The organism is Pseudoflavonifractor phocaeensis, from assembly GCF_021531815.1.
Taxonomy (GTDB): Bacteria; Bacillota; Clostridia; order Oscillospirales; family Oscillospiraceae; genus Lawsonibacter; species Lawsonibacter phocaeensis_A.
This window is the reverse complement of record NZ_JADYUM010000010.1, coordinates 1-14,320: the sequence shown is the minus strand read 5'-3', so window position 1 is coordinate 14,320 and position 14,320 is coordinate 1. Positions and strand designations below refer to the sequence as shown.

Below are 14,320 nucleotides of genomic sequence, written 5' to 3'. Positions count from 1 at the left end.
CATGGGCCTCCTCCCACACAAGAAGGCCCTTTGCCGCCCTCTGGCCCTGGTCCTGACCTGCGCCCTGATGTGCGCTCTGGGGGCGGGCTGTCAGCAAACGGACGAAAAGCATGAAACCACCATTTTTGCCATGGATACTGTCATGACCTTGACGGTATACGGCGATGGGGAGCGGATTGGCGGCCAAGAGGCTCTGGATGAAATGGTAGAGACCATCTATCTGCTGGAGAGCCGGCAGGATGCCACCCGGGAAGACAGCGAAATCGCCCGCCTGAATCAGAGCGGCGGAGAGACGGTGCCGCTCAGCGGAGAGACGGCCGATCTGCTCGGTCAGGCGCTGGAGCTGTGCGCCCTCACCGGCGGAGCGCTGGATATCACAGCCTATCCCGCCGCGGAGACTTGGGGGTTCACCACGGGGGAGTACCGGGTACCGTCTGACGCGGAGCTGGAAGAACTGGCCGGGCGCATTGACTATACCCAGGTGCAACTTGGGAGCAGCGGCGAGCTTCTCCCCACCGCCACCCTCGCCTCTGACGTCGAACTGGATCTTGGCGCGGTGGCCAAGGGCTATGCCGGAGAGCAGCTGGGTGCGTATTTGAAGCGGGTGGGCATCACCTCCGCCCTTCTGGACCTGGGGCAGAGCACCATCCAGGCGGTGGGAGGCAAGCCCGACGGCTCCCCCTGGCGCATCGGCATCCAGGACCCGGCGGGGGAGGGCTACCTGGGGGTGCTGGAGCTGGAGGATCAGGCCATGGGCACCTCCGGGGGGTACCAGCGGTACTTTGAGGAGGACGGGGTGCACTACTGGCACATCATCGACCCGGCCACCGCCGCCCCCGCCCGCTCCGGTCTGGCCTCGGTGACGGTGGTGGGCCCCTCGGGGCTGACCTGCGACGGCCTGTCCACCGCCCTGTTCGTCATGGGGCTGGAGGAGGGGACCGCCTTCTGGCGCGCCCACCGGTCGCTGGACTTTGACGTCATCTTTATCTCCGACGACGGCTCCGTTTCGATCACGCCGGGGCTGGAGGGCTCCTTCTCTCTGGCCGATGGGTATCAGGACCGGGAGGTGACCGTCCTGTCATGAACAGAACCGCCAAGCTGATCCTGGCCCTTCTGGCCCTGCTGACCGCCGGCTCCGCCGCCTTTCTGGTCCTCCGCCCCTCCGGGGAGGACCACCCGGTGGCCTCCATCACCCTGGACGGCAGGTTGGTGGAGGAGATCGACCTGACAAAAGTACAGGAGGCCTATTCCTTCACCCTGGAGGGGGAGAGCGGCCTGACCAACACCATTCTGGTGGAGCCGGGCCGCATCCGGGTGGACCACGCCGACTGCCCCGACCAGATCTGCGTCAACCAGGGCTTTATCTCCGACGGCACCGAACCCATCGTCTGCCTGCCCAACAAGCTCATCATTCAAATCACGGGAGGAGGGGAGGCCCTTGACGCCGCCGCCGGTTAAAGGGACCAGACGCATCACCCTGCTGGCCCTGCTCACCGCCATCGCCCTGACCATTTTTATGATCGAGGCCCAGCTCCCCGTTCTGGTCCCCATCCAGGGGGTCAAGCTGGGGCTGGCCAATATCATCACCGTCTATGCCGTCTTTGTCCTGGGGCCGGGGGACGCCCTACTGATCCTCTGCGCCCGGGTGTTTCTGGGGGCGGTGTTTTCCGGGCAGATGATGACCCTGCTCTACTCCATGGGGGGCGGCCTGCTGGCCTGGCTGGTCATGGTCCTTCTGCGCCGCCTCCTGACCCGGGACCAGATCTGGCTGTGCAGCCCCGTGGCCGCCATCTTCCACAACCTGGGCCAGCTGCTGGTGGCCGCCGGGGTGATGAAGACCTGGGCCGTCATGGCCTACCTGCCCTACCTGCTCCTGTCCGGCATTATTACCGGCCTGTTCACCGGCCTGTGCGCCCAGTTCCTCATCAGCCGCCTGGACCGGCTGGGTCGCTGACGGGGAGGGCCGCCGGTAAGCACAGTAACCCTGTTTTTGTGCCAGAACGCTCATTCATTCCCAAAACAGCCATTTTTATAAATGGCTGTTTCTTTTTACCTCCTTTTCCACAAAAAATCCGGCTGTCCCGGCGGCCACACATTGCATTTCCCCTCCGCCCGTGATAGAATGTCCTCACAACATATGGGCCTGGAGGGGCCCTTCCTATGAGGACGCGCCGCCGCCGGGTTCTCCAGTGGCCGGCCACAAGGGGAGGAGATCACATGTCGCTGAAAGAGAGAGCGGGGTACTACTACTTTACCCTGGATAAAAGCTGCGCCGAGGCTGTGCTGCTGGCCGCCAACGAGGTCTACAGCCTGGGTCTGACTGAGGCCGAGATCGGCCTGTTCGCCGGCTTCCGCACCGGCATGGGCTGCGGCAGCACCTGCGGCGGCCTGTCCGGCGCCATCGGCGTTCTGAGCAAGAAGTACGGCCAGCGGGAGGATTTCAAGGAGCTGTGCGCCAGGTTCGTGGACGCTTTCCAGACCAAGCTGGCCTGCGGCTCCATCGACTGCGCCACCCTGGCCGCCCGGTACAAGACGGAGGCTGGCCGCTGCCGCGCCGCCGTGGAGCTGACCGCCGAGGCCCTGGAGGAGTTTATCGACGGCCTGGAGGGCAAGCCCGCCGCCGGAGGCGAGGACTGCACCCTGCGCCCCGAGGACATCAAGCGGGTCAAGGGGCTGGGCTTCCTCCAGCACAAGGGCACCAACAAATTCAACGGCCGGATCATCACCCGGAACGGCCGCATCACCGACGAGGAGTGCCGCGTCATCGCCGAGGCCGCCAAGCTGTACGGCGACGGCCACATGATGTTCACCACCCGTCTGACGGTGGAGGTTTCCGGCATCGACTATCAGGACATCGACGCCTTCCGGGCCTATGTGGGCAAGGTGGGGCTGGAGACCGGCGGCACTGGCAGCAAGGTCCGCCCGGTGGTCTCCTGCAAGGGCACCACCTGCCAGTACGGCCTGTACGATACTTACGCCCTGAGCAACGAGATCCACGACCGGTTCTACAAGGGTTACCGGGACGTATCTCTGCCCCACAAGTTCAAGATCGCCGTGGGCGGCTGTCCCAACAACTGCGTCAAGCCCGACCTGAACGACCTGGGCATCGTGGGCGCCCGGGTGCCCGGCTACGACGCGGACCAGTGCCGTGGCTGCAAGATCTGCCAGCTGGAGAAGTCCTGCCCCATCCACGCCGCCAAGCTGGTGGACGGCAAGCTGGTCATCGACCCCAACCTGTGCAACAGCTGCGGCCGCTGCGTGGGCAAGTGTCCCTTCCACTGCAACGACGAGGGCGCTTACGGCTGGAAGATCTTCGTGGGCGGCCGTTGGGGTAAGAAGGTGGCCCACGGCAAGATGCTGAACAAGATCTTCACCGACAAGGAGGAGGTCATGGCCGTGGTGGAGAAGGCCATTCTCCTGTTCCGGGACCAGGGCAAGTCCGGCGAGCGCTTCGCCGACACCATCGACCGCATCGGTTTCGAGAATGCCCAGGAACAGCTGCTGGGCGACGGGCTGCTGAAACGGAAGGCCGAAATTTTGGGTCTGAACGTGGTGGGCGGCGCCAGCTGCTGAACGATGATACGAATAAGGGACTGTCCTGCCGGACAGTCCCTTTCTGTGTTATCTGCGTAAATCATGATCCGGCAGCCGGTTTTGGCAACCAGCCGCCGGGTTCTTTTGTCAACTGTAAGTTGTGGTCATTGGGGCTCTAGAAGTTCGGGGTTTTCAGTTTGAATGATGCCCTCCGTATCAATAGGATCAATAGGGCATACCTCCCATCGGATCCCGGGGCCGGTGGGTTCGGCTGAAAACAGCGGCTGGGCGCTGCTTACTTTGCCCTTGGAATAGGTAAAGATAATATTTACCAGTCCATGGTAGGAAAAAGGGATATCCTCCAGACAGAAAGTGGCGGCGCCTCGTCTCAGCGTCACAGGGGTTTCGACGTCATAAAGCGTCGGAACCGTTCCGCTGAGCCGCTCATAGGAGCGGGTCCTGACGCTGATCTCCCACCCCTTCAGCTCCTCGACATCCGCCAAAGAAAAGGCCACATCCACCGTCATACTCTCGTAATCGGGAAGAAAGGCATATTCAATGTCGGAAGCAGGCCAAACAGGCGCCTGGGGCGGATCTAAAATATCCATCACCTGGCGGCGGAAGTGGATGGTAAACCCCAGAGATACCACCGACACCAAAATCAGCGCCGCGCACAGCCCGGCCAGCCAGCGGATCAGCTCCCGGTCCCGCTGGGACCGGTCGTCCTGGGGCAGGGCCTCCTCCTTCGGCACCTCCACCTGAAGCAGTTCGTCGAGAGACACCCCGAACAATTTGGACAGGGCGATGAGCTTGTCCACCTCGGGGACCGCGCCGTCCATCTCCCAGCGGGAGATAGCCTGGCGGGACACCCCCAGTTTTTCCCCCAGGGCCTCCTGGGACAAGCCCTGCTTTTTCCGCAGCTCCTGAATGCGCTGGCCCAGGGTCATGGGATCACGTCCTTTCTTGTATGGGGTAATTTTACCTGTGCATGCGGGCGGACGCAGGCCGCCCCTACGGAGCATGGGGCCATAGGGTAGGGCGGGGGCTTGCTCCGCCGCTTTCCGTGGGGCGACCCTCTATTTTCATGCTCCAGTGTAGCACAAAAGGGACGGGCTGTCTGCCGCCCGTCCCTTCCGGTTTGTCAATCTGTGGTTGCGTTCCTTGGGGCCCAACGGTTCTCGGGCTCACTTCACCTGGAAGGCCGCGCCCGACTGGGGCGGGACCGTCATCACGGCGCCGCCCTCCTCCACATCCACATGGGCCCGGCCCAGCAGAGGCTCCAACGCGCCCAGGCATCCCAGCTCCAGCCGCTGGGGCTCCTCACTGTTGTTGAAAGCGCACAGCACCGTCTCCTGCTTGTCCCCCCGGGTGAAGGCCAGCACCGGGCCGCGCCCGGCCACATACCGGATGTCTCCGTCCCTCAGGGCGGAGTGGTCCCGGCGCAGGGCGCCCAGGGCCCGGAACCAGTCGATGAGTTCCCGGTCCTCATGGCCCCAGGGGTAGGTCTGGCGGTTGAAGGGGTCCTCAAAGCCCTCCATCCCCGCCTCGTCCCCATAGTACACCGTGGGGGAGCCGGGGAAGCAGAACAGCAGGAGGGAGGCCGCCCGCAGCAGGTCCTTGCCCCGGCGGCGCTGCCGGGGGGACAGGCGGAAATTGGCCCGCCATTCCCGGGACTGGTCCCGGTACTCGCCCCCGGCCCCCAGCAGGGTGAGGATGCGGGGGGTGTCGTGGGTGCCCAGGGAGTTCATAGCAGAGTAGAAGGCGAAGGGGGGGTAGTTCTCCCGGATGGTCTCCATGGCGGAGACGAAGTCCTCTCCTCCGCCCCCCTGGAAGAAGGCCAGGATGGCGTTGCGCAGGGGGTAATTCATCAGGCCGTCACAGTGGCCCCCCAGGATATGCTTGCGGCGCACCCCGTAGGCCACCTTGGTGGAGCCGTCCTCCCACACCTCGCCGATGACCACCGCGTCGGATTTTTCCGCCCGGGCGGCCTCATGGATGCCGTGGACAAAGTCGTCGGGCAGCTCGTCGGCCACGTCCAGCCGCCAGCCGTCCGCCCCCGCCCGGAGCCAGCGGCGGACCACCGAGTCCTCCGCGTCAAAGATGAAGCGGCGGTAGTCGGGGTTGCCCTCGTTGACGGCGGGCAGGGTGTAGATGCCCCACCAGCTCTCGTACTTTTTGGGCCACTCGATAAAGTTGAACCAGGGGCGGTAGGGGGAGTCCCAGCTCTGGCTGGCCCCCACGTCGGGGTAGAAGCCGTCCCCGTTGAAATAGCGGCTGACATAGCCGGTGTGGTTGAACACCCCGTCCAGCATCACCCGCATCCCCCGCTTGTGGGCCTCGTCACACAGGCGGGAGAAATCCTCGTTGGTGCCCAGCATGGGGTCCACCCGGCTGTAGTCGGCGGTGCCGTAGCGGTGGTTCTCCGCCGCCTCGAAGATGGGGTTGAAATAGATGGTATCCACCCCGAGCTCTTTCAGGTAATCCAGCTTTTCCATGACCCCCCGGAAATCGCCGCCGAAAAAGTCTCGGTTGCGGATCTCTCCCCGCTGGTCGGGGCGGTACTCGGGAAACTCCTCCCAGCTCTGGTGGACCCAGCGCCCCCCCACCATGCCCTGGGGGTCGGGGATACGGCTGCGGCAGAAGCGGTCGGGGAAGAGCTGATAGGTGACCCCTCTGCCGAACCACTGGGGCGGCTGGTCCGTCCCGTCGTAAACGGTGAGCTGGTAGGGGCCCAGCTCCTGCTTCCGGCCGTCGGCCCCCTCCAGAACGAAGGAGTACCACACCAGGCCCAGATAGTCCCCGGTGTCCAGTTCGGCCTGAAACAGGTCCTGGCCCAGCTCCATCCCCGTCCAGGGCATGGGAATGACGGCGGTCCAGTCCTCCCGGCTCTCAAAGCGGGCCTCCAGCCGCGCCCGGGAAAAGCCCATGGTCCGGGGCGGACGCAGGGTGAATCGCACCACGGTCCCCGAGGCCACCGCCCCGTAAGGGGTTTTATACCGGGCGTCCCGGGAATCGTAGATGGGTTGACAGGTCATTGGGATCACTCCAAGTTTGAGATAAAAGAGATGAGATAAGAGAGATTGGATCAGGATGGCCCCGGAAGGGGGGCGGACACAGCCGCCTCACCTTTATCCCTTATCTTCCCTGAGCCAAAGGCTCAGTGATAGTGATAGCTCCCGCCGCCGATAAACTCCCGGATCAGGGAGTCCCTGGCCACCAGGGCGGGGTCGATGGGTTCAAACCACTCAAAAGCCCGGATCAGCTCCAGCAGCTCATCGTGGCGCTCGTTGTGCTCGGGAACGCTCTGGAGCAGGGGGACGGCGTAATTGCGCATCACCGACACCTCATAGGGCAGGGAGGAGTCGAAAATGATGTCCGCCCGGTTCTTGAAGGGGGAGATATACAGCTTCTCTCCCCGGCGGACGTTGGCCCACATCTCCAGCGTCTCGTCCACCCCGGTGCCCCGGAAGTTGTAGTCCCGGACCGCCCGGCGGGTCAGCCGCATCCAGGTGCCCTTGAACCGGAGGACGGAGCCCTCGTTCACGTTGGACCGGGCGGAGATATAGAGCTTGGTGGCCTCGGGGTGGCGGCCGGCAATGTCGTCATTCAGGGCGTGGATGCCCTCGAAAATGGCGATCTCATTCTTTTCCAGCTTCAGGGGGGTGCCCAGGGAGTCGTTGCGCATCTGGCGGGCAAACTCAAACTTCGGGACCAGGATCTCCTCCCCTCTAGACAGGGCGGTAAAGTGCCGGTCCAGCAGCTCCATGTCCAGGCACAGGGGGGACTCATAGTCGATGTCCCCCTCGGGGGTGCGGGGGGCGGTGCGGCGGTTGGGGGTCTTGAAGTAATTGTCCATGGCCACGGCGTGGGAGTTGACCCCCCGGCGCTGGAGCTCCTCGGCGATCTTCATGGCCGTGGTGGTCTTGCCCGACCCGGAGGGGCCGGACAGCAGCACAATGGGGCTGTGCTCCAGGTTGGACAGGATCTTATCCGCCGCCAGGGACACCCGCTCGGCGTAGCTGCGGTCGCACTCGGCCAGAAACTCCTGGACGTCGCTCTGGATGCGTCTGTTGATCTCCTGCAATTGATAGGCCATAAAAGCTCCTTTCCTGCGGCAGCAGACGGAATAGGCTTCCCCCCCTCCGGGGAGGCTGTTATTTGGAATAGAATGTTACGATCTCTCCCTTTTGGGCGAGCACTTTCTCCTGCATGGCCAGGTAGTCGTGGGGATATTTGGGGTTGGGCAGGCGGAGGATCTTCCCAGCGGCCGGGTCCACCAGCTTGGTGACGCCCCCGCCCCCGATGGACACCACGGTCTGCAGCTCCTCCATCATGACGATGTTGTAGAGGCTCTCCTGTCCCGGCTTGGCCCAGCCCACGTTTTCCAGAGAGCCGGACATATACTTCTGCCGGTACAGGTAGTAGGGAGCATAGCCCCGGCCCCGCAGAGCCTCCAGCGAGAAGTCCAGCATTTGGGCCACCTCCTCCCCGGTGGGGAGGACGCCCCCCTGCTCCATGAGGGTGGAGCCCTTTTTCAGCGCCAGGGTGTGGACGGTGACGTTCTCCGGTCCCATGTCCAGCACCCCCTCCAGAGAGCGGCAAAAGCCCGTGAAGGAGTCCCGGGGCAGGCCGGCGATCAGGTCCATGTTGACGCAGCCGAAGCCCACCTCCCGGGCCAGGTCATAGGCCCTTCGGATGTCCCCGGCGGAGTGCTTCCGCCCGATGGCGGCCAGTACATGGTCCTCCAGGGTCTGGGGGTTGATGGAGATGCGGCCGACGCGGTGCTTTGCCAGCACCTCCAGCTTTTCCCGGGTGATGGTGTCGGGCCGTCCGGCCTCCACGGTGTACTCGGTGCAGCCCTCCAGGGGGAGTTTTTCCTCACACCGGGCCAGCAGCCGGTCCATCTGGTCCGCCGTCAGGGTGGTGGGGGTGCCGCCTCCCATGTAGAAGGAGCGCACCGTGAGCCCCACCTCCCGCAAGGCCCGGGCGGTGGCGTCGATCTCGGTGAACACCGCCTCCAGATAGGGCTCCACCAGCTTCAGGGTACGGCCCACGTCGGCGGAGACAAAGGAGCAGTAGGCGCAGCGGGTGGGGCAGAAGGGGACGCCCACATACACCGACACCTCGTCGGCCTTTAAAGACCGGTCCGCCGCCAGACTGGCCCGGGCGCAGTCCAGGGCCAGCTGGGCCCGGACGGGGGAGACCCGGTACTCCCGCTCCAGTTCCGCTTTCGCCTCCTCCGGAGAGGCCCCCGCCTTCATGGCCCGGGTGGGCAGCTTCACGGGCCGCACCCCGGTGAGGGCGCCCCAGGGGGGCTCATGGCCCAGCAGCTCCACCCCCGCCCGGTAAAAGGCCATTTTCAGGGCGTGCTGAATGGTGTGGTACACCGCCTCGGGGGCCTGGTCCAGCTCCCCGGCGGGGAAGGGGAAGACGGCATGGGCCGTTTTTCCTCCCCGGACCACCCGGGCAGCAAGAAGGGCCCGGTCCCCCTCCCGGCTGAGGGTGAACCGGGCGGCGCTGTCCGTGTGCTCCAGTGTACGGGGCGGCTCCTCCGGATATTCCGGCCGCTCCCCGGGGAACAGGGTCAGCATCATCTGCTCGGCGGCGTAGCGGTAGCGCTCCGGCTGCCAGGGGACATTCGGTTGTTCAAAGTAAAGCTTCATAGGGAGATACCTTTCGGTAGGACGGGGGCTGGCCCCGCCGCAGAGTGGGTCCGGGCCGGCGCTTGACCGTTAATGGGCCATGGCCTCCCGGAGGAAGGGGTTGCTCCGGCGCTCCCGCTCCAGGGTAGAGGTGACGTCGTGGCCGGGGCAGACATAGAAGTCCCCCTCCAACTGGCCCAGCCGCTTGAGGGAGGCCATGATCTCCGTGTAGCTGCCCCCCGCCAGGTCGGTGCGGCCGCAGGACCCGGCGAACAGGGTATCTCCGCAGAACAGCACGTCGGCCACCTTCAGGGTGACGCCCCCCTTGGAGTGTCCGGGGGTGTGGAGGACCTGGATGGTCAGGCTCCCCAGGGTCAGGGTGTCTCCCTCGTCGTAGTATTTCAGCCCCTCCACCTGGCCCGCCAGGGGGAACAGGTGGCTGCCCGCCCCGTTGGCGTCGGCCTTGTGGATATAGATCTCCGCCTGGGGTAGCACCGCGTGGAGGGCGGGCACCCCGGTGGTGTGGTCGTAGTGGCCATGGGTCAGGAGAATATATTGGGTGGTCACCCCGTCCTCCTTCAAAACCTCCAGGATCTTGTCCGCCTCGTCTCCCGGGTCGATGACGGCGGCCGCCTTGGCTCCCTCGTCCTCCAGAATGTAGCAGTTGGTCCCGATGGGGCCCACGCATAATACTTTGACTTTCATAACACAGTTCCTTTCATAGGGGCGGCCTTCGGCCGCACTTACAAATTTCCCTCGGTGTCGTAGAGAATGGTCACCGGGCCGTCGTTGACCGAGGCCACCTGCATGTCCGCCCCAAACCGGCCGTGCTCCACCCGGAAGCCTCGGGCCCGGCACTGGTCCATAAAGCGCTCGTACAGGGGGACGGCCAGGTCGGGCTTGGCGGCGCGGGAGAAGCCGGGACGGCGGCTGGAGGTGTCGGCGTAGAGGGTGAACTGGGACACCACCAGTATGGCGCCCCCCACCTGCTCCAGGTTCCGGTTCATCTTACCGTTCTCGTCCTCAAAGACCCGCAGGTTGCAGATCTTCTCGGCCAGCTTGTCACAGACGGCCTCGGTATCGTTGGGGCCCACCCCCAGCAGGATCAGATAACCCCTGCCGATGGCCCCCGCCGTCTCGCCGCCGATGGTGACGGAGGCGGAGGAGACCCGGGTCACAACTGCACGCATAAGAACACCTCCAGGATAAAAATGGAATGGGCGCGGCGGGCAGAGACATTCTGCATTCCTGCCTTCTGCATTCCGTCACTTGCCAGAGGCCCGGGCCACATAGTACACCCCCTGGATATTGTTCAGCTTATTGATGACGGAGTTCAACTCGTCCTTATCCTTGACCTCCACCACGATGTTGATGGTGGCGTGGCCGTCGGGCAGGGAGCGGGCGGACAGGGCGGTGACCTTCACCTTGGCGGCGGAGAGGGCCATGGCGATGTCCAGAGTCAGGCCGTCCCGGTCCTTGGCGGACACCTCCAGGGCGGTCTTGTAGTCGGGCAGCCTGCTGTTCACCCAGGACACCTTGACCCAGCGGTCGGCCTCCTCGGGCTTGCGCTTCTCGGGGGCGGCGTTGGGGCAGTCGGCCCGGTGGACGGAGACCCCGTAGCCCCGGGTGATAAAGCCGATGACCGGGTCGCCTGGGACGGGGGTACAGCACTTGGCGAACTTCACCAGGCAGTTGCCCAGCCCCTCCACGATGATGCCCGAGTCGGTGTGCTTGTTGGAGCCCTTCAGCTGCCCCGGGTCCACCGTGGTGCTCATGCCGGGGACGATGACGCTCTCGGCGGTGGTCTTGGCGGCGGCGGCCGCCTTCTCCGCCTGGAGCCGGCCCAGCCGCAGCAGCTCGTCCTTCACCCGGGCCACCGCCTTGGCGGCGGTAGTGCCGCCGTAGCCGATGGCTGCGTACAGCTCGTCCAGGGTGCCGAAGCGCACCTTGCGCAGGATATAGGGCAAGGCCTCCTCCGCCGTCACAGCGGACAGGGGGATCTTCACATGCTTCAGCTCCGCCTCGAAGGCGGCCCGTCCGGTGGCGATGTTCTCCTCCCGGCGCTCCTTCTTGAACCACTGGCGGATCTTGTTCCGGGCTTCGTTGGACTTGCAGATGGTCAGCCAGTCCCGGCTGGGGCCCTTGGCGGATTTGGAGGTGATGACCTCCACGATGTCGCCGTTTTTCAGCTGGGTCTCATAGGGGACCATCCGGCCATTGACCCGGGCGCCGATCATGTGATTGCCCACAGCGGAATGGATGTTGTAGGCGAAGTCGATGGGGGTGGCTCCGGCGGGGAGGTTGACCACGTCGCCGTTGGGGGTGAACACGAAGACCTCGTCGGCGAACATGTCCACCTTCAGGGTGCGGACAAACTCCTCGGCGTCGGTGTCCTGCTGGTTCTCCAGCAGCTTGCGCACCCATTCAAAGTCCTGCTCGGTGCCCAGCTTCTTGTTGGCCAGTCCCTGCTTGTACTTCCAGTGGGCGGCAATGCCGTACTCCGCCGTCTGGTGCATCTCCCAGGTCCGGATCTGCACCTCAAAGGGGATGCCCTCCCGGCCGATGACGGTGGTGTGGAGGGACTGGTACATGTTGGGCTTGGGGGTTCCGATATAGTCCTTAAACCGGCCCAGCACCGGCTTGAACATGTCGTGGATGCAGCCCAGCACGTTATAACACTCGGGGATGTCGTCCACGATGACCCGGAAGGCGTACAGGTCGAAGATCTCGTCCAGGGTCTTGTTCTGGGCGTACATCTTCCGGTAGATGGAGTAGATGTGCTTCACCCGGCCGTAGACGGTGCAGTGGATGCCCTCCTGGTTGAGCCGCTGCTGGATCCGGTGCTGAATGGAGGCCAGGAATTCCTCATGGGCGGAGGAGCGCTCGGCCAGCTGCTCCTCGATCTCCTTGTAGCCCACGGGGTCCAGATAGCGCAGGGATAGGTCCTCCAGCTCCCACTTCAGCTTCTGCATACCTAAGCGGTGGGCGATGGGGGCGTAAATCTCCATGGTCTCCAGGGACTTCTCCCGCTGCTTCCGGGGGGACTGGTACTCCATGGTCCGCATGTTGTGGAGCCGGTCGCAGATCTTGATGAGGATGACCCGGATGTCCTGGGCCATGGCCATGAACATCTTGCGCAGGTTCTCCGACTGCTCCTCCTCCTTGGAGGTCCACTGCACCCTGGTCAGCTTGGTGACCCCCTCCACCAGGGCGGCCACCGGCTCGCCGAACCGCTTGGCGATGTCCTGATGGGTGGCCTGGGTGTCCTCAATGCAGTCGTGGAGTAGGGCGGCGATGACACTGTCCACGTCCAGCTCCAGGTCGGCCACGATCTCCGCCACCGCCAGGGGGTGGATGATATAGGGCTCGCCGCTCTTGCGCAGCTGCCCCTTGTGGGCGGAGTCCGCGAAGGTAAAGGCGTCAAACAGCCGCTGGGTGTCCAGATTGGGGGTGTACACCCCCACCTTGTCCTCCAGGGCATGGTATCGTTCCAAAATTGGGTCCATGGTATCACCTCGAAATGAGATAAGAGACAGGAGATAAAAGAGAAGAGCCACGAAGCCGGAGGCAGAGGCCGTCCGCCTCATACCTCTTATCCTTTACCCCATATCATTCCCCCAGGCTCTCCCGCAGCCGCCTGAGCAGCTCGGAGGCCTCCAGGTCCACCTTGTGTTCCAGCCGGTGGATGACGATCTGGATGCGGTCGGTGCGGCGGTTCAGATCGATCAGCCCCCGCTCCTCCAGCACCTCCAGGCACAGCAGGGTCCGGGCGGGCACCTCCCGCTGGCCGCCCCAGCGGGACACCCCCCGGGCGATGCGCAGCAGGGTATCCTCCACCACGGTGCCGGAGGCGGACTGGCGCTCCAGCCACCGCCACAGGCCCACGAACTCCGCCCGGCTGGGCAGGAGAAAGCGGGCCTCCTCCGCCGTCAGCGTCTCGCCCCGGCGGAATTTTTCATAGATGGACCGCTCCATCTGGGCCCGGGAGGGGGCCAGCGCCAGATCGATGATCTGAAGCTGAACGGTCCGCAGCCCGCGAAATTCATTGATCTGGGGGTAGAAGGCCACATCCACCCGGCAGCCGGCGGTCAGCCCCAGCTCCCCGCCGTCGGCGGAGAAGTAGATGGCGTCCAGGGCCGCGCCCCGGGACTCCAGCCGCAGCTTCAGGTGCCGGCCCCGGCCCACCTGGCTCATGGCCTGGACCTGGGCCCCCCGGATCACCAAAACGGGGCGGGGATTGCCGGTGCCGCAGGGCTCCAGCAGGTCCAGAGACTCCACCGCCTCCACCGTCAACTCCCCGGGGGAGACCACGGCGTCGGCCTCCAGCCGGGAGGGCAGTTCCTCCCCCTGGCTGCGCCGTGCCACCGCCCGGCGCAGGGCCTGGGCCAGGGCGGGGATATTCTCCTCCCGGACCGTAAAGCCGGCGGCCATGGCGTGGCCTCCGAAATTTTCCAGCAGGGGAGCGCACTCCCCCAGCAGCTCAAACAGGTTCAGCCCGCCCCAAGAGCGGCAGGAGCCCTTGCCCATCCCCTGGTCCAGGCAGATCATAAAGGCGGGACAGCCGTATTTCTCCGTCAGGCGGGAGGCCACGATGCCCACCACCCCCTGGTGCCAGTTCTCATCCGCCAGGACGATGGCCCCGGTCTGGGGCGCCAGGTTCAGCCGGTGGACGCACTGTTGGAAGATGTCGCCCTCCACCAGCTGCCGCTCCCGGTTCAGGGCGCACAGCTCCCGGGCCAGCAGCTCCGCCCGCTCCGGGTCCCGGGTGAGCAGCAGCTCCACCGCCACCTCCGACCGGCCCATCCGCCCCGAGGCGTTGATCCGGGGCGCCAGGGTATAGCCCACCGACACCGAGGTCACCGGCTTGTCTCCCAGCCCGGCGCAGGCAATCAGCTTGGCCAGTCCCAGCCGCTTGGGCGGGTTCAGGTCCATCAATCCGGTGCTGACAATGGCCCGGTTCTCGCCCGTCATGGGCATCACGTCGGCCACCGTGCCCACGGCGGCCAGGTCCCGGTACTCCCGCAGCACGGCGGGGGCCTTCTCTGGCCCCGCCACCGCCATGGCCAGCTTCAGGGCCACCCCCACGCCGGCCAAGCCCTTGAAGGGGTAGGGGCAGTCGGGGCGGTGGGGGTCCACCACCGCCC

At 65.0% G+C, this 14,320-nt stretch carries 12 protein-coding genes; 4 read left to right on the top strand and 8 right to left on the bottom strand.

All coding sequences use genetic code 11. The features are described 5' to 3' along the window. The first annotated feature begins 1 nt into the window (after position 1). The 4 genes from I6E42_RS07730 (at position 2) to I6E42_RS07715 (ending at position 3,573) form a co-directional block, all read left to right on the top strand. Entirely contained in the window at positions 2-1,084 is a 1,083-nt protein-coding gene (locus I6E42_RS07730) for an FAD:protein FMN transferase (protein WP_235371346.1), read from the top strand. Further along, positions 1,081-1,458, top strand: a complete 378-nt coding sequence (locus I6E42_RS07725; protein WP_235371345.1) for a NusG domain II-containing protein — start codon at positions 1,081-1,083, stop codon at positions 1,456-1,458. The genes I6E42_RS07730 and I6E42_RS07725 overlap by 4 nt, the downstream gene beginning before the upstream one ends. Then, positions 1,439-1,954: a Gx transporter family protein gene (locus tag I6E42_RS07720; RefSeq protein ID WP_235371344.1), complete on the top strand. Its 516-nt coding sequence runs from the start codon at positions 1,439-1,441 to the stop codon at positions 1,952-1,954. The genes I6E42_RS07725 and I6E42_RS07720 overlap by 20 nt, the downstream gene beginning before the upstream one ends. A gap of 263 nt (positions 1,955-2,217) precedes the next feature. Continuing rightward, positions 2,218-3,573 carry a C-GCAxxG-C-C family (seleno)protein gene (locus I6E42_RS07715; RefSeq protein ID WP_235371343.1) on the top strand — a complete coding sequence of 452 codons (1,356 nt, stop codon included), beginning with the start codon at positions 2,218-2,220 and terminating at the stop codon, positions 3,571-3,573. A 125-nt stretch (positions 3,574-3,698) separates the two neighbouring features. Here I6E42_RS07715 and I6E42_RS07710 read toward each other — a convergent pair whose 3' ends face one another. The 8 genes from I6E42_RS07710 to I6E42_RS07675 all read right to left on the bottom strand — a co-directional run. Beyond that, positions 3,699-4,481 (bottom strand): helix-turn-helix domain-containing protein, encoded by a 783-nt coding sequence (locus tag I6E42_RS07710; RefSeq protein WP_235371342.1) that lies wholly within the window; start codon positions 4,479-4,481, stop codon positions 3,699-3,701. 237 nt (positions 4,482-4,718) lie between these two features. Next, positions 4,719-6,569, bottom strand: coding sequence for a glycoside hydrolase family 13 protein (locus tag I6E42_RS07705; protein WP_235371341.1), 1,851 nt, complete (start codon positions 6,567-6,569; stop codon positions 4,719-4,721). 122 nt (positions 6,570-6,691) lie between these two features. Continuing rightward, positions 6,692-7,630, bottom strand: coding sequence for a uridine kinase family protein (locus I6E42_RS07700; RefSeq protein ID WP_235371340.1), 939 nt, complete (start codon positions 7,628-7,630; stop codon positions 6,692-6,694). A 58-nt stretch (positions 7,631-7,688) separates the two neighbouring features. After that, on the bottom strand, positions 7,689-9,197 hold the full coding sequence (gene hemZ, locus I6E42_RS07695) for a coproporphyrinogen dehydrogenase HemZ (RefSeq protein WP_235371339.1): 1,509 nt from the start codon (positions 9,195-9,197) through the stop codon (positions 7,689-7,691). A gap of 69 nt (positions 9,198-9,266) precedes the next feature. Next, a complete protein-coding gene (locus I6E42_RS07690) occupies positions 9,267-9,881 on the bottom strand; it encodes an MBL fold metallo-hydrolase (RefSeq protein WP_235371338.1) in 615 nt (204 codons plus the stop codon). Positions 9,882-9,919: 38 nt separating this feature from the next. Next, on the bottom strand, positions 9,920-10,366 hold the full coding sequence (gene dtd, locus I6E42_RS07685) for a D-aminoacyl-tRNA deacylase (protein ID WP_235371337.1): 447 nt from the start codon (positions 10,364-10,366) through the stop codon (positions 9,920-9,922). Between the two features lie 75 nt (positions 10,367-10,441). Beyond that, the gene (locus tag I6E42_RS07680; RefSeq protein ID WP_235371336.1) at positions 10,442-12,682 is read right to left on the bottom strand and encodes a RelA/SpoT family protein; all 2,241 of its coding nucleotides are present in this window, start codon (positions 12,680-12,682) and stop codon (positions 10,442-10,444) included. Positions 12,683-12,785: 103 nt separating this feature from the next. Next, on the bottom strand, positions 12,786-14,320 hold a 1,535-nt coding region (locus I6E42_RS07675; RefSeq protein ID WP_235371335.1), incomplete at its 5' end, for a single-stranded-DNA-specific exonuclease RecJ.

What these genes read in the sequence shown, in the direction of transcription:
- I6E42_RS07730 (WP_235371346.1), top strand. Translation starts at nt 2, where the DNA reads ATGGGCCTCCTCCCACACAAGAAGGCCCTTTGCCGCCCTCTGGCCCTG.
- I6E42_RS07725 (WP_235371345.1), top strand. Translation starts at nt 1,081, where the DNA reads ATGAACAGAACCGCCAAGCTGATCCTGGCCCTTCTGGCCCTGCTGACC.
- I6E42_RS07715 (WP_235371343.1), top strand. Translation starts at nt 2,218, where the DNA reads ATGTCGCTGAAAGAGAGAGCGGGGTACTACTACTTTACCCTGGATAAA.
- I6E42_RS07710 (WP_235371342.1), bottom strand. Translation starts at nt 4,481, where the DNA reads ATGACCCTGGGCCAGCGCATTCAGGAGCTGCGGAAAAAGCAGGGCTTG.
- I6E42_RS07705 (WP_235371341.1), bottom strand. Translation starts at nt 6,569, where the DNA reads ATGACCTGTCAACCCATCTACGATTCCCGGGACGCCCGGTATAAAACC.
- I6E42_RS07700 (WP_235371340.1), bottom strand. Translation starts at nt 7,630, where the DNA reads ATGGCCTATCAATTGCAGGAGATCAACAGACGCATCCAGAGCGACGTC.
- hemZ (WP_235371339.1), bottom strand. Translation starts at nt 9,197, where the DNA reads ATGAAGCTTTACTTTGAACAACCGAATGTCCCCTGGCAGCCGGAGCGC.
- I6E42_RS07690 (WP_235371338.1), bottom strand. Translation starts at nt 9,881, where the DNA reads ATGAAAGTCAAAGTATTATGCGTGGGCCCCATCGGGACCAACTGCTAC.
- dtd (WP_235371337.1), bottom strand. Translation starts at nt 10,366, where the DNA reads ATGCGTGCAGTTGTGACCCGGGTCTCCTCCGCCTCCGTCACCATCGGC.
- I6E42_RS07680 (WP_235371336.1), bottom strand. Translation starts at nt 12,682, where the DNA reads ATGGACCCAATTTTGGAACGATACCATGCCCTGGAGGACAAGGTGGGG.